The 22,195-nt window shown below is 49.6% G+C and carries 21 protein-coding genes; 14 read left to right on the forward strand and 7 right to left on the reverse strand.

Annotated elements, in window-relative coordinates:
• Positions 1 to 160 precede the first annotated feature (160 nt).
• Entirely contained in the window at positions 161 to 1,006 is an 846-nt protein-coding gene (locus tag E0E16_RS08075) for an IS3 family transposase (RefSeq protein WP_240048166.1), read from the reverse strand.
• 32 nt (positions 1,007 to 1,038) lie between these two features.
• The gene (locus tag E0E16_RS14345) at positions 1,039 to 1,419 is read right to left on the reverse strand and encodes a hypothetical protein (RefSeq protein WP_130828438.1); all 381 of its coding nucleotides are present in this window, start codon (positions 1,417 to 1,419) and stop codon (positions 1,039 to 1,041) included.
• Between the two features lie 732 nt (positions 1,420 to 2,151).
• Here E0E16_RS14345 and E0E16_RS14750 point away from each other — a divergent pair.
• The 8 genes from E0E16_RS14750 to E0E16_RS08120 all read left to right on the forward strand — a co-directional run bounded on the left by E0E16_RS14750 (position 2,152) and on the right by E0E16_RS08120 (position 8,872).
• Positions 2,152 to 3,246: a SusR-related protein gene (locus tag E0E16_RS14750; RefSeq protein ID WP_130829894.1), complete on the forward strand. Its 1,095-nt coding sequence runs from the start codon at positions 2,152 to 2,154 to the stop codon at positions 3,244 to 3,246.
• 15 nt (positions 3,247 to 3,261) lie between these two features.
• Complete coding sequence (locus E0E16_RS15090; protein ID WP_130829895.1) at positions 3,262 to 3,777, forward strand: DUF6377 domain-containing protein; 516 nt, start codon at positions 3,262 to 3,264, stop codon at positions 3,775 to 3,777.
• Between the two features lie 269 nt (positions 3,778 to 4,046).
• Complete coding sequence (trxA, locus tag E0E16_RS08095; RefSeq protein ID WP_130829896.1) at positions 4,047 to 4,535, forward strand: thioredoxin; 489 nt, start codon at positions 4,047 to 4,049, stop codon at positions 4,533 to 4,535.
• A 20-nt stretch (positions 4,536 to 4,555) separates the two neighbouring features.
• Entirely contained in the window at positions 4,556 to 5,314 is a 759-nt protein-coding gene (locus tag E0E16_RS08100; RefSeq protein WP_130829897.1) for an SDR family oxidoreductase, read from the forward strand.
• 827 nt (positions 5,315 to 6,141) lie between these two features.
• Complete coding sequence (locus E0E16_RS14645; protein WP_317131322.1) at positions 6,142 to 7,167, forward strand: 2-amino-4-hydroxy-6-hydroxymethyldihydropteridine diphosphokinase; 1,026 nt, start codon at positions 6,142 to 6,144, stop codon at positions 7,165 to 7,167.
• A 109-nt stretch (positions 7,168 to 7,276) separates the two neighbouring features.
• Positions 7,277 to 7,951, forward strand: a complete 675-nt coding sequence (locus E0E16_RS08110; RefSeq protein WP_130829898.1) for a tetratricopeptide repeat protein — start codon at positions 7,277 to 7,279, stop codon at positions 7,949 to 7,951.
• 2 nt (positions 7,952 to 7,953) lie between these two features.
• Positions 7,954 to 8,430, forward strand: coding sequence for a 6,7-dimethyl-8-ribityllumazine synthase (ribH, locus tag E0E16_RS08115; protein WP_130829899.1), 477 nt, complete (start codon positions 7,954 to 7,956; stop codon positions 8,428 to 8,430).
• A 61-nt stretch (positions 8,431 to 8,491) separates the two neighbouring features.
• Complete coding sequence (locus E0E16_RS08120) at positions 8,492 to 8,872, forward strand: hypothetical protein (protein WP_130829900.1); 381 nt, start codon at positions 8,492 to 8,494, stop codon at positions 8,870 to 8,872.
• Between the two features lie 214 nt (positions 8,873 to 9,086).
• Here the strand turns inward: E0E16_RS08120 and E0E16_RS14360 are convergent, their stop codons facing one another.
• From E0E16_RS14360 to E0E16_RS08135, 4 genes are all read right to left on the reverse strand, one after another.
• Positions 9,087 to 9,209: a hypothetical protein gene (locus E0E16_RS14360; protein ID WP_255418150.1), complete on the reverse strand. Its 123-nt coding sequence runs from the start codon at positions 9,207 to 9,209 to the stop codon at positions 9,087 to 9,089.
• Positions 9,210 to 9,346: 137 nt separating this feature from the next.
• The gene (locus tag E0E16_RS08125; protein ID WP_130829901.1) at positions 9,347 to 10,882 is read right to left on the reverse strand and encodes an MBOAT family O-acyltransferase; all 1,536 of its coding nucleotides are present in this window, start codon (positions 10,880 to 10,882) and stop codon (positions 9,347 to 9,349) included.
• Between the two features lie 17 nt (positions 10,883 to 10,899).
• Complete coding sequence (locus E0E16_RS08130) at positions 10,900 to 12,294, reverse strand: GDSL-type esterase/lipase family protein (protein WP_130829902.1); 1,395 nt, start codon at positions 12,292 to 12,294, stop codon at positions 10,900 to 10,902.
• Positions 12,295 to 12,374: 80 nt separating this feature from the next.
• The gene (locus E0E16_RS08135) at positions 12,375 to 12,995 is read right to left on the reverse strand and encodes a TetR/AcrR family transcriptional regulator (RefSeq protein ID WP_130829903.1); all 621 of its coding nucleotides are present in this window, start codon (positions 12,993 to 12,995) and stop codon (positions 12,375 to 12,377) included.
• Between the two features lie 142 nt (positions 12,996 to 13,137).
• Here E0E16_RS08135 and E0E16_RS08140 point away from each other — a divergent pair, with 142 nt between their 5' ends.
• A complete protein-coding gene (locus tag E0E16_RS08140; RefSeq protein ID WP_130829904.1) occupies positions 13,138 to 15,426 on the forward strand; it encodes an NADP-dependent malic enzyme in 2,289 nt (762 codons plus the stop codon).
• A gap of 74 nt (positions 15,427 to 15,500) precedes the next feature.
• Here E0E16_RS08140 and E0E16_RS08145 read toward each other — a convergent pair whose 3' ends face one another.
• The gene (locus E0E16_RS08145; RefSeq protein WP_130829905.1) at positions 15,501 to 15,899 is read right to left on the reverse strand and encodes a hypothetical protein; all 399 of its coding nucleotides are present in this window, start codon (positions 15,897 to 15,899) and stop codon (positions 15,501 to 15,503) included.
• A gap of 66 nt (positions 15,900 to 15,965) precedes the next feature.
• Between E0E16_RS08145 and E0E16_RS08150 the strand changes: the two genes are divergently transcribed.
• The 5 genes from E0E16_RS08150 to E0E16_RS08170 all read left to right on the forward strand — a co-directional run bounded on the left by E0E16_RS08150 (position 15,966) and on the right by E0E16_RS08170 (position 22,090).
• On the forward strand, positions 15,966 to 17,453 hold the full coding sequence (locus E0E16_RS08150; protein WP_255418151.1) for a TolC family protein: 1,488 nt from the start codon (positions 15,966 to 15,968) through the stop codon (positions 17,451 to 17,453).
• A 63-nt stretch (positions 17,454 to 17,516) separates the two neighbouring features.
• Positions 17,517 to 18,500 carry an HlyD family secretion protein gene (locus E0E16_RS08155; protein WP_130829907.1) on the forward strand — a complete coding sequence of 328 codons (984 nt, stop codon included), beginning with the start codon at positions 17,517 to 17,519 and terminating at the stop codon, positions 18,498 to 18,500.
• 21 nt (positions 18,501 to 18,521) lie between these two features.
• Positions 18,522 to 19,685: an ABC transporter permease gene (locus E0E16_RS08160; protein WP_130829908.1), complete on the forward strand. Its 1,164-nt coding sequence runs from the start codon at positions 18,522 to 18,524 to the stop codon at positions 19,683 to 19,685.
• A gap of 3 nt (positions 19,686 to 19,688) precedes the next feature.
• Positions 19,689 to 21,029: an ABC transporter permease gene (locus tag E0E16_RS08165; RefSeq protein WP_130829909.1), complete on the forward strand. Its 1,341-nt coding sequence runs from the start codon at positions 19,689 to 19,691 to the stop codon at positions 21,027 to 21,029.
• 29 nt (positions 21,030 to 21,058) lie between these two features.
• The gene (locus tag E0E16_RS08170; RefSeq protein WP_130829910.1) at positions 21,059 to 22,090 is read left to right on the forward strand and encodes a YeiH family protein; all 1,032 of its coding nucleotides are present in this window, start codon (positions 21,059 to 21,061) and stop codon (positions 22,088 to 22,090) included.
• Positions 22,091 to 22,195: the final 105 nt, after the last annotated feature.

The following is a 22,195-nucleotide window of genomic DNA, read 5'->3' on the forward strand; positions in this document are numbered from 1 at the left end:
ATAAAAGAAGATGGACAACACCTAAGTTCCGTCATATTTTCGGCAAGGTCTTAGGGGGCTCGATGCCCCCTGGGACCTTTGGTGAAGATGGCATAAGACCGTCGTTCGCCATATTTTCGGCGTTCCAAAGATACTTTATATTTTTCTTTTTTGCAAGCATTTATCTCTTTTTCCAAAGATTTCTCCCGGGCTGTTCGCCTCTATAGACATCCATCGGACATTTCATTCCTATGCTCATATGCGGTCGTCTGTAGTTGTAGAAGGCTATTGCCTTGGAGATTTCCATGTTGGCCTGGTCATAATCTCGGTACATCTCCTGCTGGTAAATCCACTCAACCTTAAAGGTTCCATTCGTCCTTTCCGCCACAGGATTGTCCGTAGGATTGTACCGTTCTGTCATACTAACCCTGATATGGTGGCACATAAGAGTTTCAACATATAGGTGGCAGGCGTATTGCGAACCTCTGTCAGAGTGGTGTATCGTTCCGCAGAGGTTGCCTCCTCCGGCTGCCTTAACTGCCATTAGCAATGCCTCCTTCGTATTTATAGCCTCCATGGTTTCGGATAAGCACCAGCCTATGACAGCATGTGAGTAAACATCTGTAATGAGATGGAGGTACAGGACGTTGCCGTAAATCCAAACGTAGGTTATGTCGGCTGCCCAAATGTGGTTAGCATACATTGCCGTAACACCTTGTACAAGATTAGGATACTTCCTATAAGGATGATTGGAGTCCGTTGTACGTCTTCGCTTGTTCTTGGGAAGCATAAGTCCTTCTGAAGCAAGTAGTTTTAAGAAGGAGTCGCGACCATGAGTAACATCTTCACCTAGCTCCGACTTGAGGAGGACGTGCAGTTTCACACCGCCTATCCCGGGACAGCAGGCACGATAGTAGAGTACATTGTCAACTATCAGTTTACGCCTTTGCCGCTCAGAAATCACAAGCTTGCTGCTTGCGTAATACCACTGGCGTTTCTTGCCAAACAGCCCACAGAGGAATTCCACGGATACACCGGGAAACTCCTCACGCAGCGCCGTTACTGTTTGGCACCATCTTTTTTTAAGATGCTGATACCCTCCTCGGATTCGGCTATCTCTATGAGTTTCTCATAGGCACGGCTGCGCATCTTCTCCAAAGACAATGCGTGTTGGAGGTTCACTATCTTCTGGCGCAATATCTCATTGTCTGTCAAATTCGTTTCTTTATGAGCCATACGATACCTCTGGATTACTTCCGAGGGCAAAGATAACGATTTTGAATCAACGGGCCAACGTTTCAGCCATTGGAACATTGAACCACTAGACACATTCCACTTACGCAATATGGACGCTTGAGAAGCACCGCTAGAATAATAATCGATTAACACTTGCAGCTTGAACGAATACGAAAATTCGCGCGGGGTTTTACGTTTTGTCATAATTTCTTACTTTTTTTATAGTCAGAATTGTGACAAGCTAAATCCGTATAAGACAGGACGACAACTTATTGCATTGTTTCGGAATGATCGGTTTGGAATTATTCGTCCATTTTCCCCCATGTAAGGATATGAATATGACTTGTCCCTATATGGAATTAAATTTTTCTTTGTTTCCTGAAAAAACAGCTTTCAATTTGTTGCAAATAGTCCGGTCCATCCTCATTATTCTGCGAAATTATTGGAGAAATGAGATAGTAAAACTTAGATTTCATATCAATTAATTTTTATTCTATAAACTATTAACAATCAGAATATCAATAATATATGAATATATTTCCTTTTTTGAAACCTTGATTTTTACTTGATAGTTATTTTTCCTGCTATTTTTTAACTATCTTTGCATCGTTCATAGATGATAATTACGTGATTGCCGGTGGGTGTATCAGAAACCCCTTTAACACGGGGTGGAAGTAAAAATCACTGAATAAATTGTTTGCCTGTTGTAGATTTTTTGACAATGGGCATAACATTTTCTCAATCAACAGTAAGCTAAACCGAGCGCATTTAGACGTGAGTCTGAGTGCGCTCAAATTTTGTTTGCTTTATTTTGTCGCATCGGATTTTTTTTATACTTTTGTTCGTGCAACGATGGCTCGTTCGATTTACATCTTTCTCCCGATTACATATATATAATAAGGAGACACACAACAACAGAGCGTACACCCAAACAATATGCGAAGATTATTACCATTGCTCATTGCCCTCACCTTGCAAATCTCCGTGCCGGCATCCCGATACGACTACAACGAGTTGGACAGGCTCATTGCGCAGCGAACCCAAACCACCGAGGCAAAGGAACGCCGCATCGACAGCATCCGCCAACAACTCGCGGATCCCCATCTGCAACCCGAACAGCGACTCGATATATGCAAGAAACTATACAGCGAATACGAGTGCTTCCGTTTCGACTCGGCAGCCGTCTATGCCGACCGAGTTCTTCACTACGCCCGACAACTCAACGACAGCCGGAAGGTGCAGGAAGCACTGCTCCAAAAGGCACACATTCACAGTTTGGCAGGCTTCTTCTTCCTTTCAAAGCACATCCTCGACGACATCCGACCGGAAACGCTCGATTCGAATCTCAGATTGCGTTATTATCATGAGTGCTACGTCTTTTCCGAACTGCTCTCGGAATATTGTCGTGGCACATCGCTTCACGACGAATACGTGAAGAAGGCACAACGCTATTTGGAACTCATGCTTGCCCTTGCACCAAAGGATTCGTTTCTATACATTATCAACAAGGCCACGGAGTTGTGCCGATTCCACCGACAACGGCAAGCCATTGCACTGCTGCAAAGCCATTTGGGCAGAATCAACAGGAATGGACACGAATATGCCATGTACACCAACATCATCGCGGAATGTTTCGGGCAGCTGGGCGATAGCGAGAATCAACGCCACTACCTCGTGGAAAGTGCAATGGCAGACTTTCGAGGAGTCATCAAGGAGAATACTTCGCTGCGCCAACTTGCCACACTGCTCTTCAACGAAGGCGACGTGGAGCGCGCCTACAAATATCTCTCCGTGGCAGTGGGCGATGCGAACTTCTTCGGAACCCGCATACGCAACATGCAGGACACGCACCTCATTCCTCAAATTCAGCGAGTTCATTCAGAACATCTGCAAAAGGAACGCACGCAAATTCTCGCTCTGCTGCTCGTCATCAGCATCGTGGCAGTATTGCTCATCGTAACGATTGCTCGCAACCGGCTGTTAATCAGGCGCTACAGAACTGCCAACACCCGGGTGGAAGACGTAAATTGACTGCTTAACGATGCTGTGCGCAATCTGAAACATGCTAATTTGCACATGAGCGAAGGCAACCGACTGAAGGATGAGTACATCGGCAGATTTCTCGACCTATCTTCCACCATCATCGACCATGCCGATGCGAGAAACAAGTTGCACAATCGGTTGGCAAGAGAAAAGAAAATGGCAGAGCTGGTTCGCGACTTGAAATCGGCGGAGTATTTGCAGGAACTTACCCGGATGTTCTATCTTAATTTCGACGCTGCCTTTCTGAACATCTATCCCGATTTCGTGGACAAGGTAAACGCCCTCTTATTGCCCGACCAACCTCTGGAACAGAAAAAGAAAGAACACCTCACCACCGAGTTGCGCGTCCTTGCTCTTATCCGTCTTGGCATCAACGACAATGCCAAGATAGCCTCCATCCTGCGTTCAAGGCTTACCACCATTTACACCTATCGCTCCAAACTCAAGGCACGTGCCAAAGATCGCGACAATTTTGAACAGCAAGTGGCGCGCATCGGCACATTGGAGGCGGAGAGATAGCACGCATCGCGCGGCAATTCAGTCCTGTTGTGGTTTCAATCCGCACAAGGGGAACGAACATTCCCGCCATGAAAAGAATGTGCAAAGATTGTTAAGTAAAGCTCCATGGCGTTAAAGCGTGTTATAACTCAAGGACGAGACGGACGGAAATTTGTTGATAACAACCACAAATAATATCTTTGTGGGAGGTTAAGGAGCGCGCTCTTCGGCAAATGGGAAATAACCCTTTGCCACGAACAACGCCACCGGAAACGCAAGAAAAAAGTAAGATGAAGAAAATATTATTTGCCTGTATCGTCCTCGCACTCACGTTGGGGAGTTGCTCGAAGAAGCGAAACAACAACGCACCCATGACAATGCAGACCACACAGGCAAACAAAACAAAGGAGAAAAAACACATGAAAGTAACGGAAATGAATAAAGCGATGTTCCAAGAGAAGATAGCCAACCTTGCGAACACCGACAAGTGGGAGTTCAAAGGCGACAAACCTGCCATCATCGACTTCTACGCCACGTGGTGCGGACCCTGCAAAGCAACGGCACCCGTCGTGGAAGAGATAGCGGAGGAATACGATGGGCAGATTGACGTGTACAAGGTGGATGTGGATAAGAACGAGGAACTCGCGGGATGGTTCGACATCCGAACCATCCCCACCTTGCTTTTCATCCCCGAAGAGGGCAATCCCGTAACCTCGGTGGGGGCAATGACGAAACCGGAGTTTGAGAAAATGATTGAACAATATCTGTTGAAGAAGTAAGATAAAACATTCAAAAAATCATGGTAAAGAAAATCGTAATGGTAACAGGTGCCACAAGCGGCATCGGAGAGGCGTGCGCAAGGAAATTTGCCGGGGGCGGTTACAACGTCATCATCACCGGACGACGCGCCGAGAAATTAGAATCGCTGAAGGCGGAATTGGAGAAGACGGGCGCGAAAGTGCTCGCGCTCACGTTCGACGTTCGACAACGCGATGCCGCCAAAGCTGCGGTGGAAAGTCTTTCCGGAGAATGGAAAAACATAGACGTGCTCATCAACAATGCCGGACTCGCACTCGGGCTCGACAAAGAATATGAGGGCGACTTTGAAGATTGGGACACAATGATTGACACGAACATCAAGGGACTGCTGAACATGACACGCTTCATCGTGCCCGGCATGGTGAGTCGCGACAGCGGACACGTAATCAACATCGGGTCGGTGGCAGGCGATGCCGCCTATGCCAACGGCAATGTGTATTGTGCCACAAAAGCTGCCGTGAAAGCTCTCGCCGATGGGTTACGCATTGACGTGGCAGCGTCTTCCGTCCGAGTAACGAACTTGAAGCCGGGATTGGTTCAAACCAACTTCTCCAACGTTCGTTTCCATGGCGACGACAAGAAGGCAGAGAGCGTTTATGAGGGCATCCAACCACTGACGGGTGCGGACATTGCCGATGTGGCGTTCTATGCTGCCTCCGCACCTGCTCACGTTCAGATAGCAGAAGTGCTTATCCTTGCCACCCATCAGGCAAGCGGCTCTGTGGTGGTTCGCAAGTAAATCGCCCCACCGAAGAAATAAAGTTTCCGTCCATTGCCAATGGTTGTCCTGCCATTGGCAATGGCGTTTCTGCTGAACCATAACCCCGAATCAGCCATTGGAATTTCCCGATGTCGCATGCCGGCGGGAAATCCTTTATCTTCTTCCTATCGTTTCCCAAATGATTTTTTTAGCCCCCATGCAAGGTCGTGTCAAATCATGCGATCGGAACGTATTTTGTTCCAATGCCGGATAACACCCATCGCCTCATGCCGCCAACGCGTATTCGGGCGATGGCAAACAGACGCCGGACAGCGAACATTCCATCCGCCCGGCACAACGAAATTACATTACAAAATCCACGTTTGAGACACGCTCCGCAACCCATTGATAATCAGCATGATATTGATGGTGATTTAAAAGCTAAGCTTTTGCCCTCCAATTCATGACCTTTTGCAGTGCAAAAGCTTACCTTTTGGAAGTAAAAAGCTTAGCTTTTGACAGATGCTCGCAGAAAAATCAAGACATTATTGCACTTTTCCCGTATCGTTTCTCATGACCGGTTTGGAATAAACAGTGCATCGAACCAAAAGCCGGAGAATGAACGTGGAGGAAACAAAAAAAGCGATGACCTTCACAGGTGATCGCTTTATAACCTAATAGGGTATTAGTCATTTAAGGTAAAAAGATTGTTTTCAGGATAACGATTGCAAAGATAATTCCTTTTTTTGAACCATCCAAATTTTTCCTCTAATTTTTTTCATATTCTTTCACGTTTGCGAACACACCGATAATTTTCCCTTTCACGTGCTGCCGCCCTGCTTATCAAACCCTCCTTCGGACCGAATGTGAACAACTTTCGCGCAATTTCCTTCATCCATCGAAAACGATTCCTTACCTTTGCACCTGTCATGGAAATTGTCATCACACTCGGCTCCAACATCCGGCAGACAGAAAACATCCTGAAAGCCAAGGAAATATTGCGGGAACGCTTCCCCGACATTCGCTTCACCGACGAGGAATGGACGGAACCCGTAGGGGTGGAATCGGACAAATATCTCAATTGCATCGGACGTTTCTCCACAACGCTCAAAGCAAAAGAACTGCGTTGCTTTTTTAAAAAGGTGGAAAGCGACATGGGCGATACACACGAAAATCATCAGCGCGGGTGTGTACACATCGACATCGACCTTATTCAGTATGGCAACACAAAATTGAAAGACATCATTTGGCGAACCATCATCGGCATCTTGCTCTGTCTCAGCTGTCTGCAACCCACCGCGGCGCAAGCAACGAAAAGCGATGCCGTGGAACTGGACAAGGCATTGGAATACTTCACGTCGGGGAAATATCACGAAGCACTGCTCATCTTTCGGAAACTCGATGAGAAATACAAACTCAACGACCGCTTCAGGGCATACATCGCACTGTGCTACTATCACGATTGGGACTATCCGAACGCCGCCAAGACCTTCGATGCCACGCTGCCCCGGCTGCAAACACTCGCCCCGCGAGAACGTTCCGTCTATGCTTTCGCGGCGGCGGAAAGCCATTTCCTCATGCAACAATACCAACAGGCAACCCAATATTATGAAAACGCTCTCAGCCTCTGCGCCGAAAACGAGAAAGGGGAAATCTACTATCGGCTGGGGTGCTGCGCCATGTTCCAAGAAGAGTGGCAAAGGGCTGCCGACTACTTCGGCAGAGCACAAAACCATTTCCGGTGTTTCCAACAATCCGATAACGTCAAAGCACGAATGGCACAAGCACAACGAATGGAACAGGGCTGTAGGAAAATGATTGGAAAAGCAGAACAACCACAACAAAACACCCCAAGGCAGCAGTCCGCAAACAACGGAAACCAATCAGAATGAAAAAAAATACACGATAAAATTTCAATATCTGAGAGAATTTAAGTAATTTTGTCGCCAAATGCAGGTAAACAACCTTACAACCGATAACAATAAAAAGAACAAACATAAAATGGCAAACAAAAAAACAGAGGGAACATACGAAGAAACCCTCAACAAGTCGGAAGCTTTCTTCTTGAAATACAGAAAACCCGCACTCATGATTATCGCCGCAATCGTGCTCGTGGTGGCAGGCATCATCGTGTATAAGAACTACATTTCAGAACCACGCGAGAACGAGGCTTCAACCGAATTGGCAAAAAGTCAGACACTCTTCAATACCCAACAGTACGACCAAGCATTGAAGGGATTTCAAAAAGTGCAAGCCGACTACAGCGGAACCGATGCAGGCAACCTCGCCAACCTTTATGTAGCCCTGTGCTACGCCCATCAACCAAAACCCAATTGGGCAAAGGCATTGGAGAACATACAGAAATACAGCACCGGAAAAGACCAAATCATCAGTCCGGCTTCGCAGATGGCACTCGGCGACATCTACGCCAACAACAACCAAAACGACAAGGCTATAGAAGCCTTCAAGAAGGCGGCAGACATGGCGAACGCACAGGCATTCGACAAAACCAGCAACAGCATCGCCCCCATGGCACTGAAGAAAGCAGGAATACTCCTCGAAAGTCAAGGTAAAAAGCAAGAAGCCCTCGCCATCTACAAAGACATCAAGAAGACTTATCTCAACTCGCCGGCTTACCAAGACATAGATAAATACATAGAAAGGGCAGGCAACTAACAATGGCTACAGCACTGCACAATCTCTCCGATTACAATACTGAAAACGTTCCCGACGCAAGCAATATGTGTTTCGGAATCGTTGTTTCGGAATGGAATAAGGAAATTACGGGAGCATTATTGGAAGGAGCGGTAAAGACACTCGAGAAACACGGAGCAATTCCGGAGAACATACACGTGAAAACGGTTCCCGGAAGCTTTGAACTCGTCTATGGTGCCCACCAAATGACACTCAACGGGGGCTATGATGCCATCATAGTCTTAGGCAGTGTCATCAGGGGAGAGACGCCACACTTCGATTATATCTGTCAGGGCGTTACCTATGGAATAGCACGCATCAACGCTACTTGCGAGATACCCGTGGTTTACGGATTGCTCACGACCAACGACTTGCAACAAGCAAAGGACAGGAGCGGTGGAAAACACGGAAACAAAGGGGATGAGTGTGCTGTTGTTGCCATAAAAATGGCGAAGTTCTGAAACTCCGAAGAACGCAAACAATCGGGAAAGGAAGCAAGCCATTCGCCGAGGAACAATAACTATGAAACTGCAACAATATTTTCTGGCTTACGATTTTGAGGAAATTTATCCGCTCATCGGACTCATGTTCCCCAAGGCAAGACATCAACGCGCGCAATTCCGGCATGCCTACGAACTGCTGAAAGAGATAAAACCGGTGGCATCGAAGAAAGTAATCCGCTATCAACTCATGCAAGATCCGGATACGCAGGAGGTTTTTTGTGGTGCCGACGACAATAATTTCAAGGCACCGTGGGACGTGATTGTGGGAAAGGAAGTGAAGAAAGACCAGCCGGTGGACCTCACCGATGCGGAGATAACAGCCAACTGCCTGCTCAACACCGTTCTGATAGGAAAACACCCCAAATCTTTCATTTCCGATTTCGAATCCATCATTCGCTAACCATCTCTCAATCCACAACTTTCGGTCGGCAACTTTCATCCCACTTGTTGCTGACTTTCATTCCGTTTGTTGCAATAATGTCCTAAATATTCTTCATTCATCCGGTCAAAGCTTAGCTTTTGTTTTCCAAAAGCTTACCTTTTGCAGTGCAAAAGGTCATGAATTGCAGTGCAAAAGCTTAGCTTTTAAATCACCATCAATACTATACTGATTATCAATAAGTTACGGAGTGCTTCCCGGATAGTCTTTTTGTAATGTAATTTCGTGGTGCAGGGCGGATGGAATGTCCGCTATCCGGCATCTGTTTGGCATCGCTCAAATACATTTTTTTTGCCAATTCTCATCCCGTTTTTTGTTACCTTTCTTTCCATCGCGTACCGATGCCCGCCGGTTTGCAATGTTTCATGATGCAAGAATGAAGCGAGTGGGGGAGGGATGGATAATGTTTCCGGTTGCTGTTCTTCGATGTTTCCCTCAGAATTGGAAATAGATGAAAGGCTGGATGTCGGAACTCTTCACCTGCATGACAAGGAATATCACCACCGTGGCAACCACTGCGGCTCCCACTACGCCCGTCTTGCGTAACAAACCGACGCAACCGTCTTGCCACCCCTTGGGCAGCCAATGCGCGATGAGGGCAGTTGCCATGAGCAGGAACACGTATTTATAGCTCACGAGCACATCGGGCAACACTCCGGGATTGAATTTTCCGATGAGTTGTCTCAGCATTTGCGCGACGCCATCGAAGTCTCTGCAACGGAAAAACAGCCATGAGAAGCACACAACGTGGAAAGTGATGAACACGGAGAAGAACCGCCTTATTCCCATGGGGTGGTAATGGCGGTCGTGTCCCATGATGGTTTGCGACCAAAACTTATGCAGACAGACCAAGAAGCCGTGGAGTGCGCCCCAAACCACGAAGTTGAGCGATGCTCCGTGCCACAGTCCGCAAGCCGTCATGGCAATCATTTGGTTCAGATACATCCGCACCTTTCCGTGGCGGTTGCCCCCCAAGGAGATATAGACGTAGTCGCGTATCCATGTGGAGAGCGAAATGTGCCAGCGACGCCAGAAGTCGCTCATCGAGTCGGCTTTGAATGGCGCATCGAAGTTCATTTTCAGGCGGAAGCCCAGCAGCAGTGATATACCGATTGCCATGTCGGAATAGCCCGAAAAGTCGCTGTAGATTTGTATGCAGTAGCCGTACATTGCCAAGAGCACTTCGCCTCCGGAGAAGAGGAGCGGATTGTCGAAGACGCGATCTACGAAGTTTTGTGCAATGTAATCGGATATCACCACCTTTTTCATCAGTCCCGCGAGCACGAAATACACCCCGAGGGAGAACATCTCCGAGCTGATGCGAAGTGGTTGGCGTGTTTGCGGATGGAAGTGGTCGGCTCGTTCGATGGGTCCTGCCAGCAACGTGGGGAAGTAACTCACGTAGAAGGCATAGTCGAGCAGACTATTCATGGGTTTTATCTTGCCTCGATAGACGTCGATGACGTAGGAGAGGCTCTTGAAAGTGTAGAAGCTGATGCCCACGGGTAGGAAGATGTCCCATGGTTGGAAGTTGAATTCGAGCATTTGGCTCACCATTCCCGCGAAGAAGTTGGTATATTTGAAATAGCCCAACATGCCGAGGTCTGCCAACAAACTCAGTGCGAGCCACCATCGCGGATGTTTGCTGTCGGGGATGCGCCTTGCCGCGAGGAAGTCGATGAGCGTTACCGCGGCGAGCAGTGCGAAATAGAATCCGCTGCTCTTATAGAAAAAATAATAGGAGAAGAGCGTTACGAAGAGCATGCGTGCCTCATTGCGTTTGCTCAGCAGCACGTAGCCGAGCATGAACGCCGCGAAAAGGAAGAGGAACAGTCCCGATGAGAAGAGCAACGGCTCCTGCGGGTTGTATTTTAGCAGTTCGATGGCGCGGCTGCAATCCGCTGATGCGAAATATTCTCCCATCCTTGCGATGAAGTTTGCCAAGTTATCCATGAGCGTGTTGAAATCCATTGTTGAAGCAATCATCCTTATTTATAGTTCCTGCGGCGTGCGTAATTTTGTTGTCCTTCGATGAACGACTTCACCATTCGTTCCGCAATGTATTTTCCTCCCTTGTGGTTGATGTGTATATAGTCCTTCGAACCCATGTTCTCAGTTTCCACAATGCGTTTCATTGTGCCGGCTCCCCCCATGGCATTGAAGAGGTTGTAAAATCCCACCTTGCATTCCGCTGCAAGTTTTTCCTGGTATCCCACGAGTGCTTTCAGTTGCGGCATTGTTCCGTCGGGTGCTGATTTCGACCCCCGGTCGGGTGCTCCAATGATGAGTATTCCCGCCTTCGGGTAGGCAGCTCGGAAGTTCTCCACCACTTGTTTCATTTGTTCCATGTACCGTTTCAGATGTAACGCTTCGGTTTTCTCACCGACGACGTTCACGCCGTATTGTAACACGATGAGGTCGTAGGGTCTCAGTGTGGCGAATCGGCGCAACATGGGGCGCGGCAGCTTGCGCAACGATTGTCCGGCTGTGCCCCTCATGCTGAAGTTGTCGATGACAATGCCCTCGTGTCCCTCCTGTGCCACGGCGTAGAGCAGCAGGTTCTTCCCTTCTACGCCTATTGTCGCGTGTCGGGTGGGCGATGATGTTTCCACCTTTTGTGGCAGTTTGGATGGTGGCAGGCGGAAACTTCGACTCACGTTGTTGTCGAGTGTCATCGTGATTTTTGCGCCCGCGTCCGCCCTCAGGTAGAGTTGTGTAACGTCCCATTGCATGGTTCGGGGAAATTCGGGCAGCATGAACGGAGCCATGCTTATCTTTGCTTTGCCGTTTGCGGTGTAGTATCGTTCTGCCGGGCCTGCTTTTGTGATGTCGTAGCTGTTGCGTTTGCGTGCCATGTGTTCCGTCATCCCGTTGAAGTCAAAGGTTACGGTGTGTCTGTATCGGTTGAGGTCGTTGCCTGCATCGAGCCATCCCGCTCCCTTTCCTCCATAATGCTTTTGCAGTGCTTCGCGCAGGTGTTCCACGAGGATGTCCACTTCGATGTAAGAGTCGCCGTAATAGGCTATTCTCACCGGTCTTCCGTTTTTCTTTCCTTCTGCCAATCGGGTGAGTTTCTCATAGAACGCGTCCGGTCCGCCAGCCTGCCCCTCCGCGAAGTCGGTAATGGGTTCTGTTCCCTTCTTCCAATGTTCCTTGAAGTTCACCTTCTTTCCATTGCTGTCTCTGTAAACGCGTTCGGCGCGATGTGCCTGAGCCGGTGGCAGCAGACCGGCTGTGTTCTTTCGGGCGGTCAGATCGGCAAGAATGTCAATCCGGCGCAGTTCAGTTCCTCCCACCTTCATCGGCGGAAGGAAATGTAAGAAAATCAAGCATATGATAGTCAGCACTGTCAGCAACAGTGTTTTGTATGTGTTGTTACCCATCTTTTTGTTTAAATAGTAATTATTGGCAGTCTCTCTTGTCGTTCCCCGTTCCGGGCCGGGGGCTTCTTTCTCTTTTTTTCTTAAATCTTCTTCATCGACTTGTCAAGCAGCTCCACTCCCTTTGGTGTGCATACGCTCCTTATATATAGGCACGTGAACGTGCGCAGGAGGTCTCTTAGGTCGTATTTCTCTTTTGAATAGTGATTCATGACGTGATAGACGGAGGTGTCAATCAGCTGTATCACGAGCTCGTAGTTGATGTCCGGCATGAAATATCCTTCCCGGATGCCTCTTCTCATGAAGTCCATGGTCTGTGCGCTGTGGAGCTTCAGCTTCTCCCTGAGAAAGTTCCTGAGTTTCGGATAACGCTCCATGTCCTCCATGAACTCGGGGTTTACCTTGCTCGACTCTTCGGTTTTCTGTCGCAGAAAGCGCGTGATGATGTCGATGACGGTGCTTCCCGGGCGGTCGAACTGTTTCAGTCTTTTCCGTTTCTCCTCATCGTTTCTTTGCAGCACCTCCAGCACCAAGTCCTCCTTGTTTTGGTACACTTCGTACAAGGTGCGTTTCGATATCTTCAGACGGTTGGCAATATCGTCCATCTTCACCTTGCGGATGCCCCGTGTAGTGAACATCTGCGTGGCGATGGCAAGTATTCTCTCCCGCAATTCCGACCGATAAGTGTTCTCGCTGTTAATCATCCCCGATGGATAAAGATTGAATTTAAGCGCAAAATTATAAAAAATCTTTGGTATTCCGATATTTTTTCGGGTATAATTTCTTAACTTTGCACAAAGAACATATATCTGTGCGAAAATGACAGATTGTTTAGGATATTAGATTATGGCAAAGATTACGAAAGAGGCGGCATTGGAATATCACAGCGAAGGTCGCCCGGGAAAGATTGAAGTAACTCCCACCAAGCCCTACAGCACCCAGACCGACCTCAGTTTGGCTTATTCGCCGGGAGTGGCATACCCCTGTTTGGAAATACAACAAAACCCCGACGACGTTTACAAATATACCGACAAGGGCAACCTTGTGGCAGTCATCACCAACGGAACGGCGGTGCTCGGACTGGGAAACATCGGCGCAATGAGCGGAAAACCCGTCATGGAGGGAAAGGGACTCTTATTCAAGATTTACGGAGGCATCGACGTTTTCGACATAGAAGTGGACGAGACCGACCCCGAAAAGTTCTGTGAGGCAGTGGAAAAGATTGCCCCCACCTTCGGCGGCATCAACCTTGAGGACATCAAGGCACCCGAATGTTTCGCCATTGAGGAACGACTGAAGCGCACGCTCGACATCCCCGTCATGCACGACGACCAGCATGGAACAGCCATTATCTCGGCTGCCGGACTGAAGAACGCCCTCGAAGTGGCAGGAAAGAACATCGCCGACGTCAGGTTGGTCATCAACGGAGCCGGAGCGGCAGCCATTTCCTGCACGAAACTCTACATGGCACTCGGCGCCAGAAAGGAAAACATCCTCATGCTCGACTCCAAAGGGGTCATCACCACCGACCGCACCGACCTCACCCCGCAGAAAGCACTCTTTGCCACTGACCGGCGCGACGTCAGGACGCTCGAAGAGGCAATGCGGGGCAGCGACGTTTTCGTGGGACTCTCCAAAGGCAACATCCTCACGCAGGACATGATACGTTCGATGAACGAACATCCCATCGTCTTCGCCCTTGCCAACCCCGTGCCGGAAATATCCTACGAGGATGCCATCGCAGCACGCCCGGAGGTCATCATGTCCACGGGACGCTCCGACTATCCCAACCAAATCAACAACGTCATTGGCTTCCCGTTCATCTTCCGCGGCGCACTGGATGTACATGCCAAAGCCATCAACGAGGAAATGAAACTGGCGGCGGTTCATGCCATAGCGGAACTCGCCAAAAAGCCTGTCCCCGATGTGGTGAACGAGGTGTATAGGGTGAACGATCTCACCTTCGGACCAAAATATTTCATACCCAAACCGGTTGATCCCAGACTCATCACGGAAGTCAGCCCCGCAGTGGCAAAGGCTGCCATGGAGAGCGGCGTGGCGCGAACACCCATCCGCGACTTCGATGCATACAAAGGCAAACTGCGGCAACTGCTCGGACAGGAAACGAAACTCATGCGCTATCTGCACGCCACGGCTGCACAACATCCGCAACGTGTCGTCTTTGCCGAAGGAGGACACCCGAACATGATAAAGGCTGCCGTACAGGCGAAGCAAGAGGGAATATGCCAACCCATCCTGTTGGGGAATCCCGACCGACTCAGACGTGTGGCAAACCGATTGAAACTCGACCTCTCCGACATCGAAATCGTGGACATGCGCGCCGACAAGGAACAGGGACACAGAGCCACCTATGCCAAACATCTCGCCGAAAAAAGGGCGCGGGAAGGCTACACCTTTGAAGAATCGTATGATAAGATGTACGAACGCAACTATTTCGGAATGTCCATGGTGGAAAACGGCGATGCCGATGCCTTCATCACCGGGCTCTACACGAAATATAGCAACACCATTCGCGTGGCGAAAGAGGTCATCGGCATCCGACCGGAATACAACCACTTCCTCACCATGCACATCCTGAACACAAAACGAGGAGTGTTCTACATCGCCGACACGCTCATCAACCGACATCCCGATGCCGATGCACTCACCGACATAGCAAAGCTGGCAGCGCACTCGGTGAAGTTCTTCAACGACACACCGAAGATTGCCATGCTCTCTTATTCCAATTTCGGAACCGACCCCGACGGAACGCCTCGCTACGTGCATGAGGCGGTGGAACGAATGCAGCGAGAATATCCCGACCTCGCCATTGATGGGGAAATGCAAGTGAACTTCGCACTCAACAAGGAGTTGCGCGATGAGAAATATCCCTTCACCCGACTGAAGGGAAAGGATGTCAATACACTCGTCTTCCCGAACCTCTCCTCAGCCAACAGCGGATACAAGCTGCTGCAGGCGTTGAGTCCCGACACGGAAGTCATCGGTCCGATACAGATGGGACTGAACAAACCCATCCACTTCACCGACTTTGAAAGCTCCGTTCGCGACATCGTGAACATCACTGCCGTGGCAGTAATCGATGCCTACGTGGAGAAGATAAAACACCGAAAATAACCATCCGCGCATCAAAAGTCGGGACTGTTTCATGCGGAAAAACAGCAATCTGTCGTTGATGTTTAGCATGCCAATTATAAAAGGTGAGCTTTTGCATTGCAAAAGGTAAGCTTTCGCACCCCAAAAGGTAAGCTTTTGCAATGCAAAAGCTTACCTTTTATAATGCCTTTGTAAAATACTGAATTACAATCAATTACAAAACCACATTCTCTACGTGCCGCAACCCCCGGATTTGTCCGCCCGCGGAATGAAAAAAAGCAGTCGGTCGATGCTCCTTTTGCGCATCTTTGGCGTGCGGACAAACACGAGGTCTGCCCCCTGCGGAAGATGTGCGCATTGGCAATCGGAGCGAGATGCACCATCGTTACATGCAAGAGAAAAACCGGCAATCGCAATGGCTCGGCAACGAAAAATTGATGATTTTTTCCGAAAAATTCAATCAAATACACCAAAATAAATAAAATAGGCAACATTTCGCTTGGTGTTATCCACAAATAACCATAAATTTGCAAATAGTTTTCAACAGGATGAGAAGAAACATGAAAAAGTCGATTATCTGTACGGTACTCATCGGCATGGCAACAGCGGTGTCGGCACAAAGCACGTTCACGCTGCAACGGTGCAGAGACATGGCATTGGAGAATAACCGACAACTGAAAATATCGAAATTAACGACAAGCATCGCGGAGGACGTGCACAAAGTTGCCAAAACAAAATACCTGCCGCGACTCACCGCACTCGCCGGCTATGAACACCTGTCGCGCGAAATATCGCTGCTCAGCGACGAACAGAAGAACACTCTGTCGAACCTCGGCACCAACTCGGTGGGAAAAATCAGCGGCGAAATAGGAAAAAACATCGCCCAATGGGCACAACAAGGACTTATATCGCCACAGACGGCACAAGACCTCGGCAAGGCATTGGGAAACATTACCACACCACTCGCCCAAGCGGGCAACAACATCGGAGAGGCACTCCGACAAGACCTGCGCACCAACTCGAAAAACATCTACGCCGGAGGAGTCATGCTGATGCAACCCATCTACATGGGTGGAGCCATCAAAGCCGCCAACGACATGGCTGCCATCGGTGAAGAAATGGCACGAAACGACATCGCACTGAAACAACAAACGGTGCTCTACGCCGTGGATAACGCCTATTGGCTCATCGTCTCGCTGAAGAAGAAAGAACGCCTCGCCATGCAATATTGCGACCTCACAAAACACCTCTCCGGCGACGTTTCCAAAATGTACAGGGAAGGCGTGGCAACCAAAGCCGACCGACTGAAAGTGGAGGTGGCAGTGAACACGGCCGAACTGCAAATCGCCGAACTGCAAAACGGCATCGCACTGGCAAAGATGGCACTCTGCGAACTCTGCGGACTCGACCTGAATACCAACCCACGACTCGCCGATGAAGACTCCGACGAACTCTCGGCAGTGGAAACCGTGAACTATAATGCAGCCGACACCACGTACAACGCACGACCGGAAGTGCGACTGCTGCAAAACTCCGTCGAACTGCAACGCCAAAACACCAAACTCATACGCTCGCTCTTCCTCCCCCACGTGGTATTGACAGCAGGTTACAACCTGTCGAACCCCAACTCCTTCAACGGATTTGAACAGAAATTTGCCGATATGTGGAACGTGGGCATCATCGTGCACGTCCCATTATGGAACTGGGGCGAAGGAAAATACAAGGTAAGGGCTGCCAAGACTGCCACCACACTCGCAGAAATGGAACTCAGCGATGTGCGCAATAAAATAAGACTCGAGACGGAACAAAACCGCTTCAGACTGGACAATGCCAACGAGCGACTAGCAACGGCACACAAGAACATGGCATCAGCCAATGAAAACCTCAGAACGGCAGACATAGGCTTCCGTGAAGGCGTCATGACCGTTACCGACGTGATGGCCGCACAAACAGCATGGCTCGCCGCCCGCACCGCAGTGCTCGATGCAGAAATAGCCGTGCGCACCGCACAGGTGGGACTGAGAAAAGCATTGGGAAAAATCTATTGATGCCACGACAAACAACAGAAAAACAAAAAGAAAGGAAACAACAATAAAAACATACACCATATCATGTCAGCAAAATCACAACATAACAACATCCTCCTCGCCATACTCGGACTCACCACCGTCATCGCGATAGTTGGCGTCATCGGCTATTTCGCATTCGACCGGGAAGAAGACATCATACAAGGCGAAGTGGAAGTGGGAGAATACCGCGTGTCGTGCAAATTCCCCGGACGCATACGCGAAATAAAAGTGCGCGAGGGCGACTATGTGCGCAAAGGAGACGTGCTCGCCGTGCTCGAACTGCCCGAAGCAAGCGCACAAGAGAAAGTGATGGAAGCAGCAGCCAATGCCTCCGAGGCACTGAGCGACCTCACCGACGCTCCCAACCGGAAAGAAATCATCGAGAGTGCCTATCAAGTGTATCAACAAGCAGTGGCAGCCAACGACGTGGCAGAAAAGACTTACGGACGCATGAGCCGACTCTACGACGAAGGTGTGGTATCGGCACAAAAACGCGACGAAGCATTGGGAGCCTTCCAAACCACACAAGCCGCCGTGAAAGTGGCAAAATCGCAATGGGAACTGGCAATGAGCGGCAGCAGAGAAGAATCGAAACGAGCAGCACGCAAACAAGCACAGGCAGCACGCTCGGCAGTGGACGTGGTGAAATCGGTACTCAAAGAAACCGTACAAAGAGCCACCCGAAACGGAGAGGTATCAACCATCTATCCCAAAGAAGGAGAACTCGTGGGACTCGGCAGCCCCATCATGAGCATCTCCACCATGGACGATATCTGGGGAACATTCAACATACGCGAAGACCAACTCAACGGCATGAAGATAGGCACAAAGTTCAAAGCCTTCATTCCGGCATTCGGCAAAACCATTGAAATGCGCGTTACCCATATCAAAGACCAAGGATCCTACGCCGTGTGGAAAGCCACAAAATCAAAAGGACAATACGACCTCAAAACCTTTGAAGTGAAAGCCAAACCCATTCGGAAAATAGACGGACTGCGACCCGGCATGTCGCTCGTCATCAAGTAGCCATCCACAAGGGCAGACGTCATGATACGCCGGATATTCAACATAGCAGCACGAGAGACGGGCATAATGGCACGAACGCCCATCTACCTCTTCTCCATGGTAATCTTCCCGATTATCGTCGTCATCTTCTTCACATCCCTACTCGGAGAAGGACAACCCGGGAACATGCCCTGCGGCGTGGTGGATAACGACAAAACAACCGTCAGCCGCGCACTCATCCGACAGCTTGACGCCTTCCAAAACACAAAAGTAACCACACACTTCAACAATCCCAATGAGGCAAGACGAGCCATTCAATGCAACGAAATCTACGGTTTCCTCTACATACCCAACGGAACAACCGAAAAACTCGTCTCGGGACGCCAACCCACCGTTTCCTTCTATTACAGCAACGTTACACTCTTGGCGGGCTCCATGCTCTTCAAAGACCTCAAAACCATCACCACACTTGGCTCCGCAGCCATGGGACAAGCCAAATTGCAAATGCTCGGAAAGACCGACAAGGAAATAAAAGCCACACTGCAACCCATCGTCATCGATGCCCACATGCCCGAAAACCCATACATGAACTACAACATCTACCTCACCAACGTCATGGTGCCGGGCATCTTCATTCTCTTCATCCTGCTCATCACCGCCTATTCCATAGGAACGGAACTGAAATTCGACAGGTCGCGCGAGTGGATGCAGATGGCAGGGAAAAACATTTTCGTGGCACTTACTGGGAAAATGCTGCCCCAATTCCTCATCTTCTTCACCGTCTTCACCTCCTATGAATGGTACATCTACGGTCATCTCGGCTTCCCACACCCGGGCGGACTGCCCATCATCTTCCTGCTGGGCATCCTTATCGTTATCTCATCACAAGGATTGGGCATCTTCTTCTTCGGACTCATGCCCTCGCTGCGCCTCTCAATGAGCGTCTGTTCACTATGGGCAGTCGTCGGATTCTCGGCAGCCGGAGCCACCTATCCCACTTTCGCCATGGATCCGATGATAGAAGCGGTGGCGGAACTTATCCCCCTGCGCCATTATTACATGATACAGCAAATGACTATCTTCCACGGCTATCCGCTCATCAATGCATGGTGGAATTTCTCGGTACTGACCCTCTTCACGCTTCTTCCACTTCTCACGGCGAGAAACATCAGGAAAGCCATGTTGGAATACGTATATATACCCTGAGCAATGGCAGAGAAAACAACAGAACAATCAACATACAAACGGCAGAACGAATACAGATTGCCCGACCATTCCCGACGCGACAACAACCAACCGGGACTGCTGGCATCAATCTGCTATATATGGTGGCTGGAGATGAAGAACTCCATCAAGGACGAAGGAGTGCTCATCTTCTTCATTCTCGTTCCACTGGCATATCCGTTGCTCTACTCTTGGATTTACAACAATGAGGTGGTACGCGACGTTCCCGTGGCAGTAATCGACAACGACAACTCCATCGATTCAAGAGAGTTCATCCGACGCCTCGACGCCTCTCCCGATGTTCATGTGGCTTACCGATGTCGGAACATGCAGGAAGCCCGAAACCTCATGGCAAAACAGGACGTGAAGGGATTTATCTACTTCCCGGAGGACTTCCGGCGAAAGCTCCAAAGAGGCGAACAAGTTCAGGTCAGCGTGTTTTGCGACATGACCTTGATGCTTGCCTACAAAGCCTTATACCTGTCGTCCGTGCTCGTTTCCATCGACATGAACTCCGATATACAAAAGGAGAGAGGAGGCAACATCACCACTCGCGATGAGGAGATAGCCACGCAGCCCATGATTATCGAGGAACAGCCCATCTTCAACACCACCGGAGGTTATGGAAACGCCATACTGCCCGGAGTGCTCATCATCATTTTGCAGCAAACCTTGTTGCTCGGAATAGGATTATCGGCGGGAACGGCACGAGAGAACAACCGTTATCAAGACCTCGTTCCCATCAGCAAACACTACAACGGAATACTGAAAATCGTATTGGGCAAATCGTTCTGCTACTTCATGATATACAGCGTCATGGCAGCCTATCTGACATTGGTGGTGCCAAAGATGTTCGGCTTCACCACTCTCTCAAGTCCATCCGACCTCTTTGGGCTGTTGCTGCCTTATCTGCTTGCCACCATCTTCTTCGGAATGACGCTCTCCTGCATGATACGCTATCGCGAGAACGTCATCCTGCTCGCCGTCTTCACTTCCGTTCCCTTCCTCTTTCTCACCGGATTGAGCTGGCCCGAGAGCAACATTTCCGGAGTGTGGAAAGGCATCAGCCTGCTCATTCCCTCCACCTTCGGAGTGCAAGGTTTCCTCGGAATTTCCTCAATGGGTGCGACACTTCAGGACGTCCACACGGAACACATCGCGCTATGGGTTCTCGCCGGCTGCTACTTCCTTAGCACCTGTCTTGTTTATCGATACCAAATCATCAGGGCACGCCGACACGCCATCGCCCACGTCAGGGATATTCAGGACAAGATAAGGAAAGAACGGCTGTTGCGCGAGAACGCAGAAGGGAAAGAATCAGAATAAACCAACAAAGAAAAAACATAAGAAAACAAATGAAAATTTCAGAAGAACGAGCCAGTATGCTCAACGGCGTGCTCCTCATGGCACTCTTTGCCTGCTCCGCTTTCTACATTGCTGATATGCAATGGGTGAAAGCACTATCATTCAGTCCGCTGGTTGTGGGAATCATACTCGGAATGATTTATGCCAACAGCCTGCGCAACCAACTTCCCGAAACATGGGTTCCGGGCATCGCTTTCACCGGCAAACGCATCCTCCGCTTTGGTATCATCCTCTATGGATTCAAACTCAGCTTTCAAGATGTCATTGCCGTTGGTCTGCCTGCCATCGTCATCGATGCCATTGTCGTAACCGCGACCATCCTTTTGGGCATCGTGCTCGGCAAACTGCTGAAGATGGATCGTTCCATTGCCCTGCTCACGGCAAGCGGTAGTGCGATTTGCGGAGCGGCGGCGGTGATGGGTGTCGATGGAGCCATCAAGCCCAAGCCTTACAAAACGGCAGTGGCAGTGGCTACGGTAGTTATCTTCGGCACACTCTCCATGTTCCTTTATCCCATCCTTTTCCGCGCCGGCATCTTCGATCTCCCCCTCTCACAGATGGGCATCTTTGCCGGCAGCACCATCCATGAGGTGGCACACGTGGTAGGAGCGGGCAACGCCATGGGCGGAGCCGTGAGCGACAATGCCATCATCGTGAAGATGATTCGAGTGATGATGCTCGTCCCGGTGCTCCTCGTCATTGCATTCTTCGTGGCAAAGGACGTGGCAGACCGTCCGGAAGGCGGAAAAAGCAACATCACCGTTCCATGGTTTGCCATTCTCTTCCTTGTCGTCATCGGGTTCAATTCGCTCAATCTGCTGCCCGAAAGCGTGGTTTCCTTCATCAACACCCTCGACACCTTCCTGCTCACCATGGCAATGACGGCACTCGGAGCAGAGACCAGCATCGACAAATTCAAGAAAGCCGGCTTCAAACCCTTCCTCCTTGCCTTCCTCCTTTGGCTGTGGCTCATTGGCGGTGGCTACTGCATGGCGAAATATCTCGTCCCCATCATGATGTAAAGCGCGAAGCTCGCGAAGTTCAAGAAGCAATTGTAAAAATCCCCGCCCTAAAGCCATTCCATTGCCCACGGTGAGCTTTCCGCCCGGAAAAACTTGCCCACTTCA

It is taken from the genome of Prevotella rectalis, assembly GCF_900607215.1.
GTDB lineage: Bacteria > Bacteroidota > Bacteroidia > Bacteroidales > Bacteroidaceae > Prevotella > Prevotella brunnea.

Coding starts and splice junctions, on each gene's coding strand:
- E0E16_RS08165 (WP_130829909.1), top strand. CDS start 19,689: ATGGCAGAGAAAACAACAGAACAATCAACATACAAACGGCAGAACGAA.
- E0E16_RS08130 (WP_130829902.1), bottom strand. CDS start 12,294: ATGGGTAACAACACATACAAAACACTGTTGCTGACAGTGCTGACTATC.
- E0E16_RS08155 (WP_130829907.1), top strand. CDS start 17,517: ATGTCAGCAAAATCACAACATAACAACATCCTCCTCGCCATACTCGGA.
- E0E16_RS14750 (WP_130829894.1), top strand. CDS start 2,152: ATGCGAAGATTATTACCATTGCTCATTGCCCTCACCTTGCAAATCTCC.
- E0E16_RS14345 (WP_130828438.1), bottom strand. CDS start 1,419: ATGACAAAACGTAAAACCCCGCGCGAATTTTCGTATTCGTTCAAGCTG.
- E0E16_RS08150 (WP_255418151.1), top strand. CDS start 15,966: ATGAAAAAGTCGATTATCTGTACGGTACTCATCGGCATGGCAACAGCG.
- E0E16_RS08145 (WP_130829905.1), bottom strand. CDS start 15,899: ATGTTGCCTATTTTATTTATTTTGGTGTATTTGATTGAATTTTTCGGA.
- E0E16_RS08140 (WP_130829904.1), top strand. CDS start 13,138: ATGGCAAAGATTACGAAAGAGGCGGCATTGGAATATCACAGCGAAGGT.
- trxA (WP_130829896.1), top strand. CDS start 4,047: ATGAAGAAAATATTATTTGCCTGTATCGTCCTCGCACTCACGTTGGGG.
- E0E16_RS08125 (WP_130829901.1), bottom strand. CDS start 10,882: ATGGATTTCAACACGCTCATGGATAACTTGGCAAACTTCATCGCAAGG.
- E0E16_RS08160 (WP_130829908.1), top strand. CDS start 18,522: ATGATACGCCGGATATTCAACATAGCAGCACGAGAGACGGGCATAATG.
- E0E16_RS08170 (WP_130829910.1), top strand. CDS start 21,059: ATGAAAATTTCAGAAGAACGAGCCAGTATGCTCAACGGCGTGCTCCTC.
- E0E16_RS08110 (WP_130829898.1), top strand. CDS start 7,277: ATGGCAAACAAAAAAACAGAGGGAACATACGAAGAAACCCTCAACAAG.
- E0E16_RS08135 (WP_130829903.1), bottom strand. CDS start 12,995: ATGATTAACAGCGAGAACACTTATCGGTCGGAATTGCGGGAGAGAATA.
- ribH (WP_130829899.1), top strand. CDS start 7,954: ATGGCTACAGCACTGCACAATCTCTCCGATTACAATACTGAAAACGTT.
- E0E16_RS08120 (WP_130829900.1), top strand. CDS start 8,492: ATGAAACTGCAACAATATTTTCTGGCTTACGATTTTGAGGAAATTTAT.
- E0E16_RS08100 (WP_130829897.1), top strand. CDS start 4,556: ATGGTAAAGAAAATCGTAATGGTAACAGGTGCCACAAGCGGCATCGGA.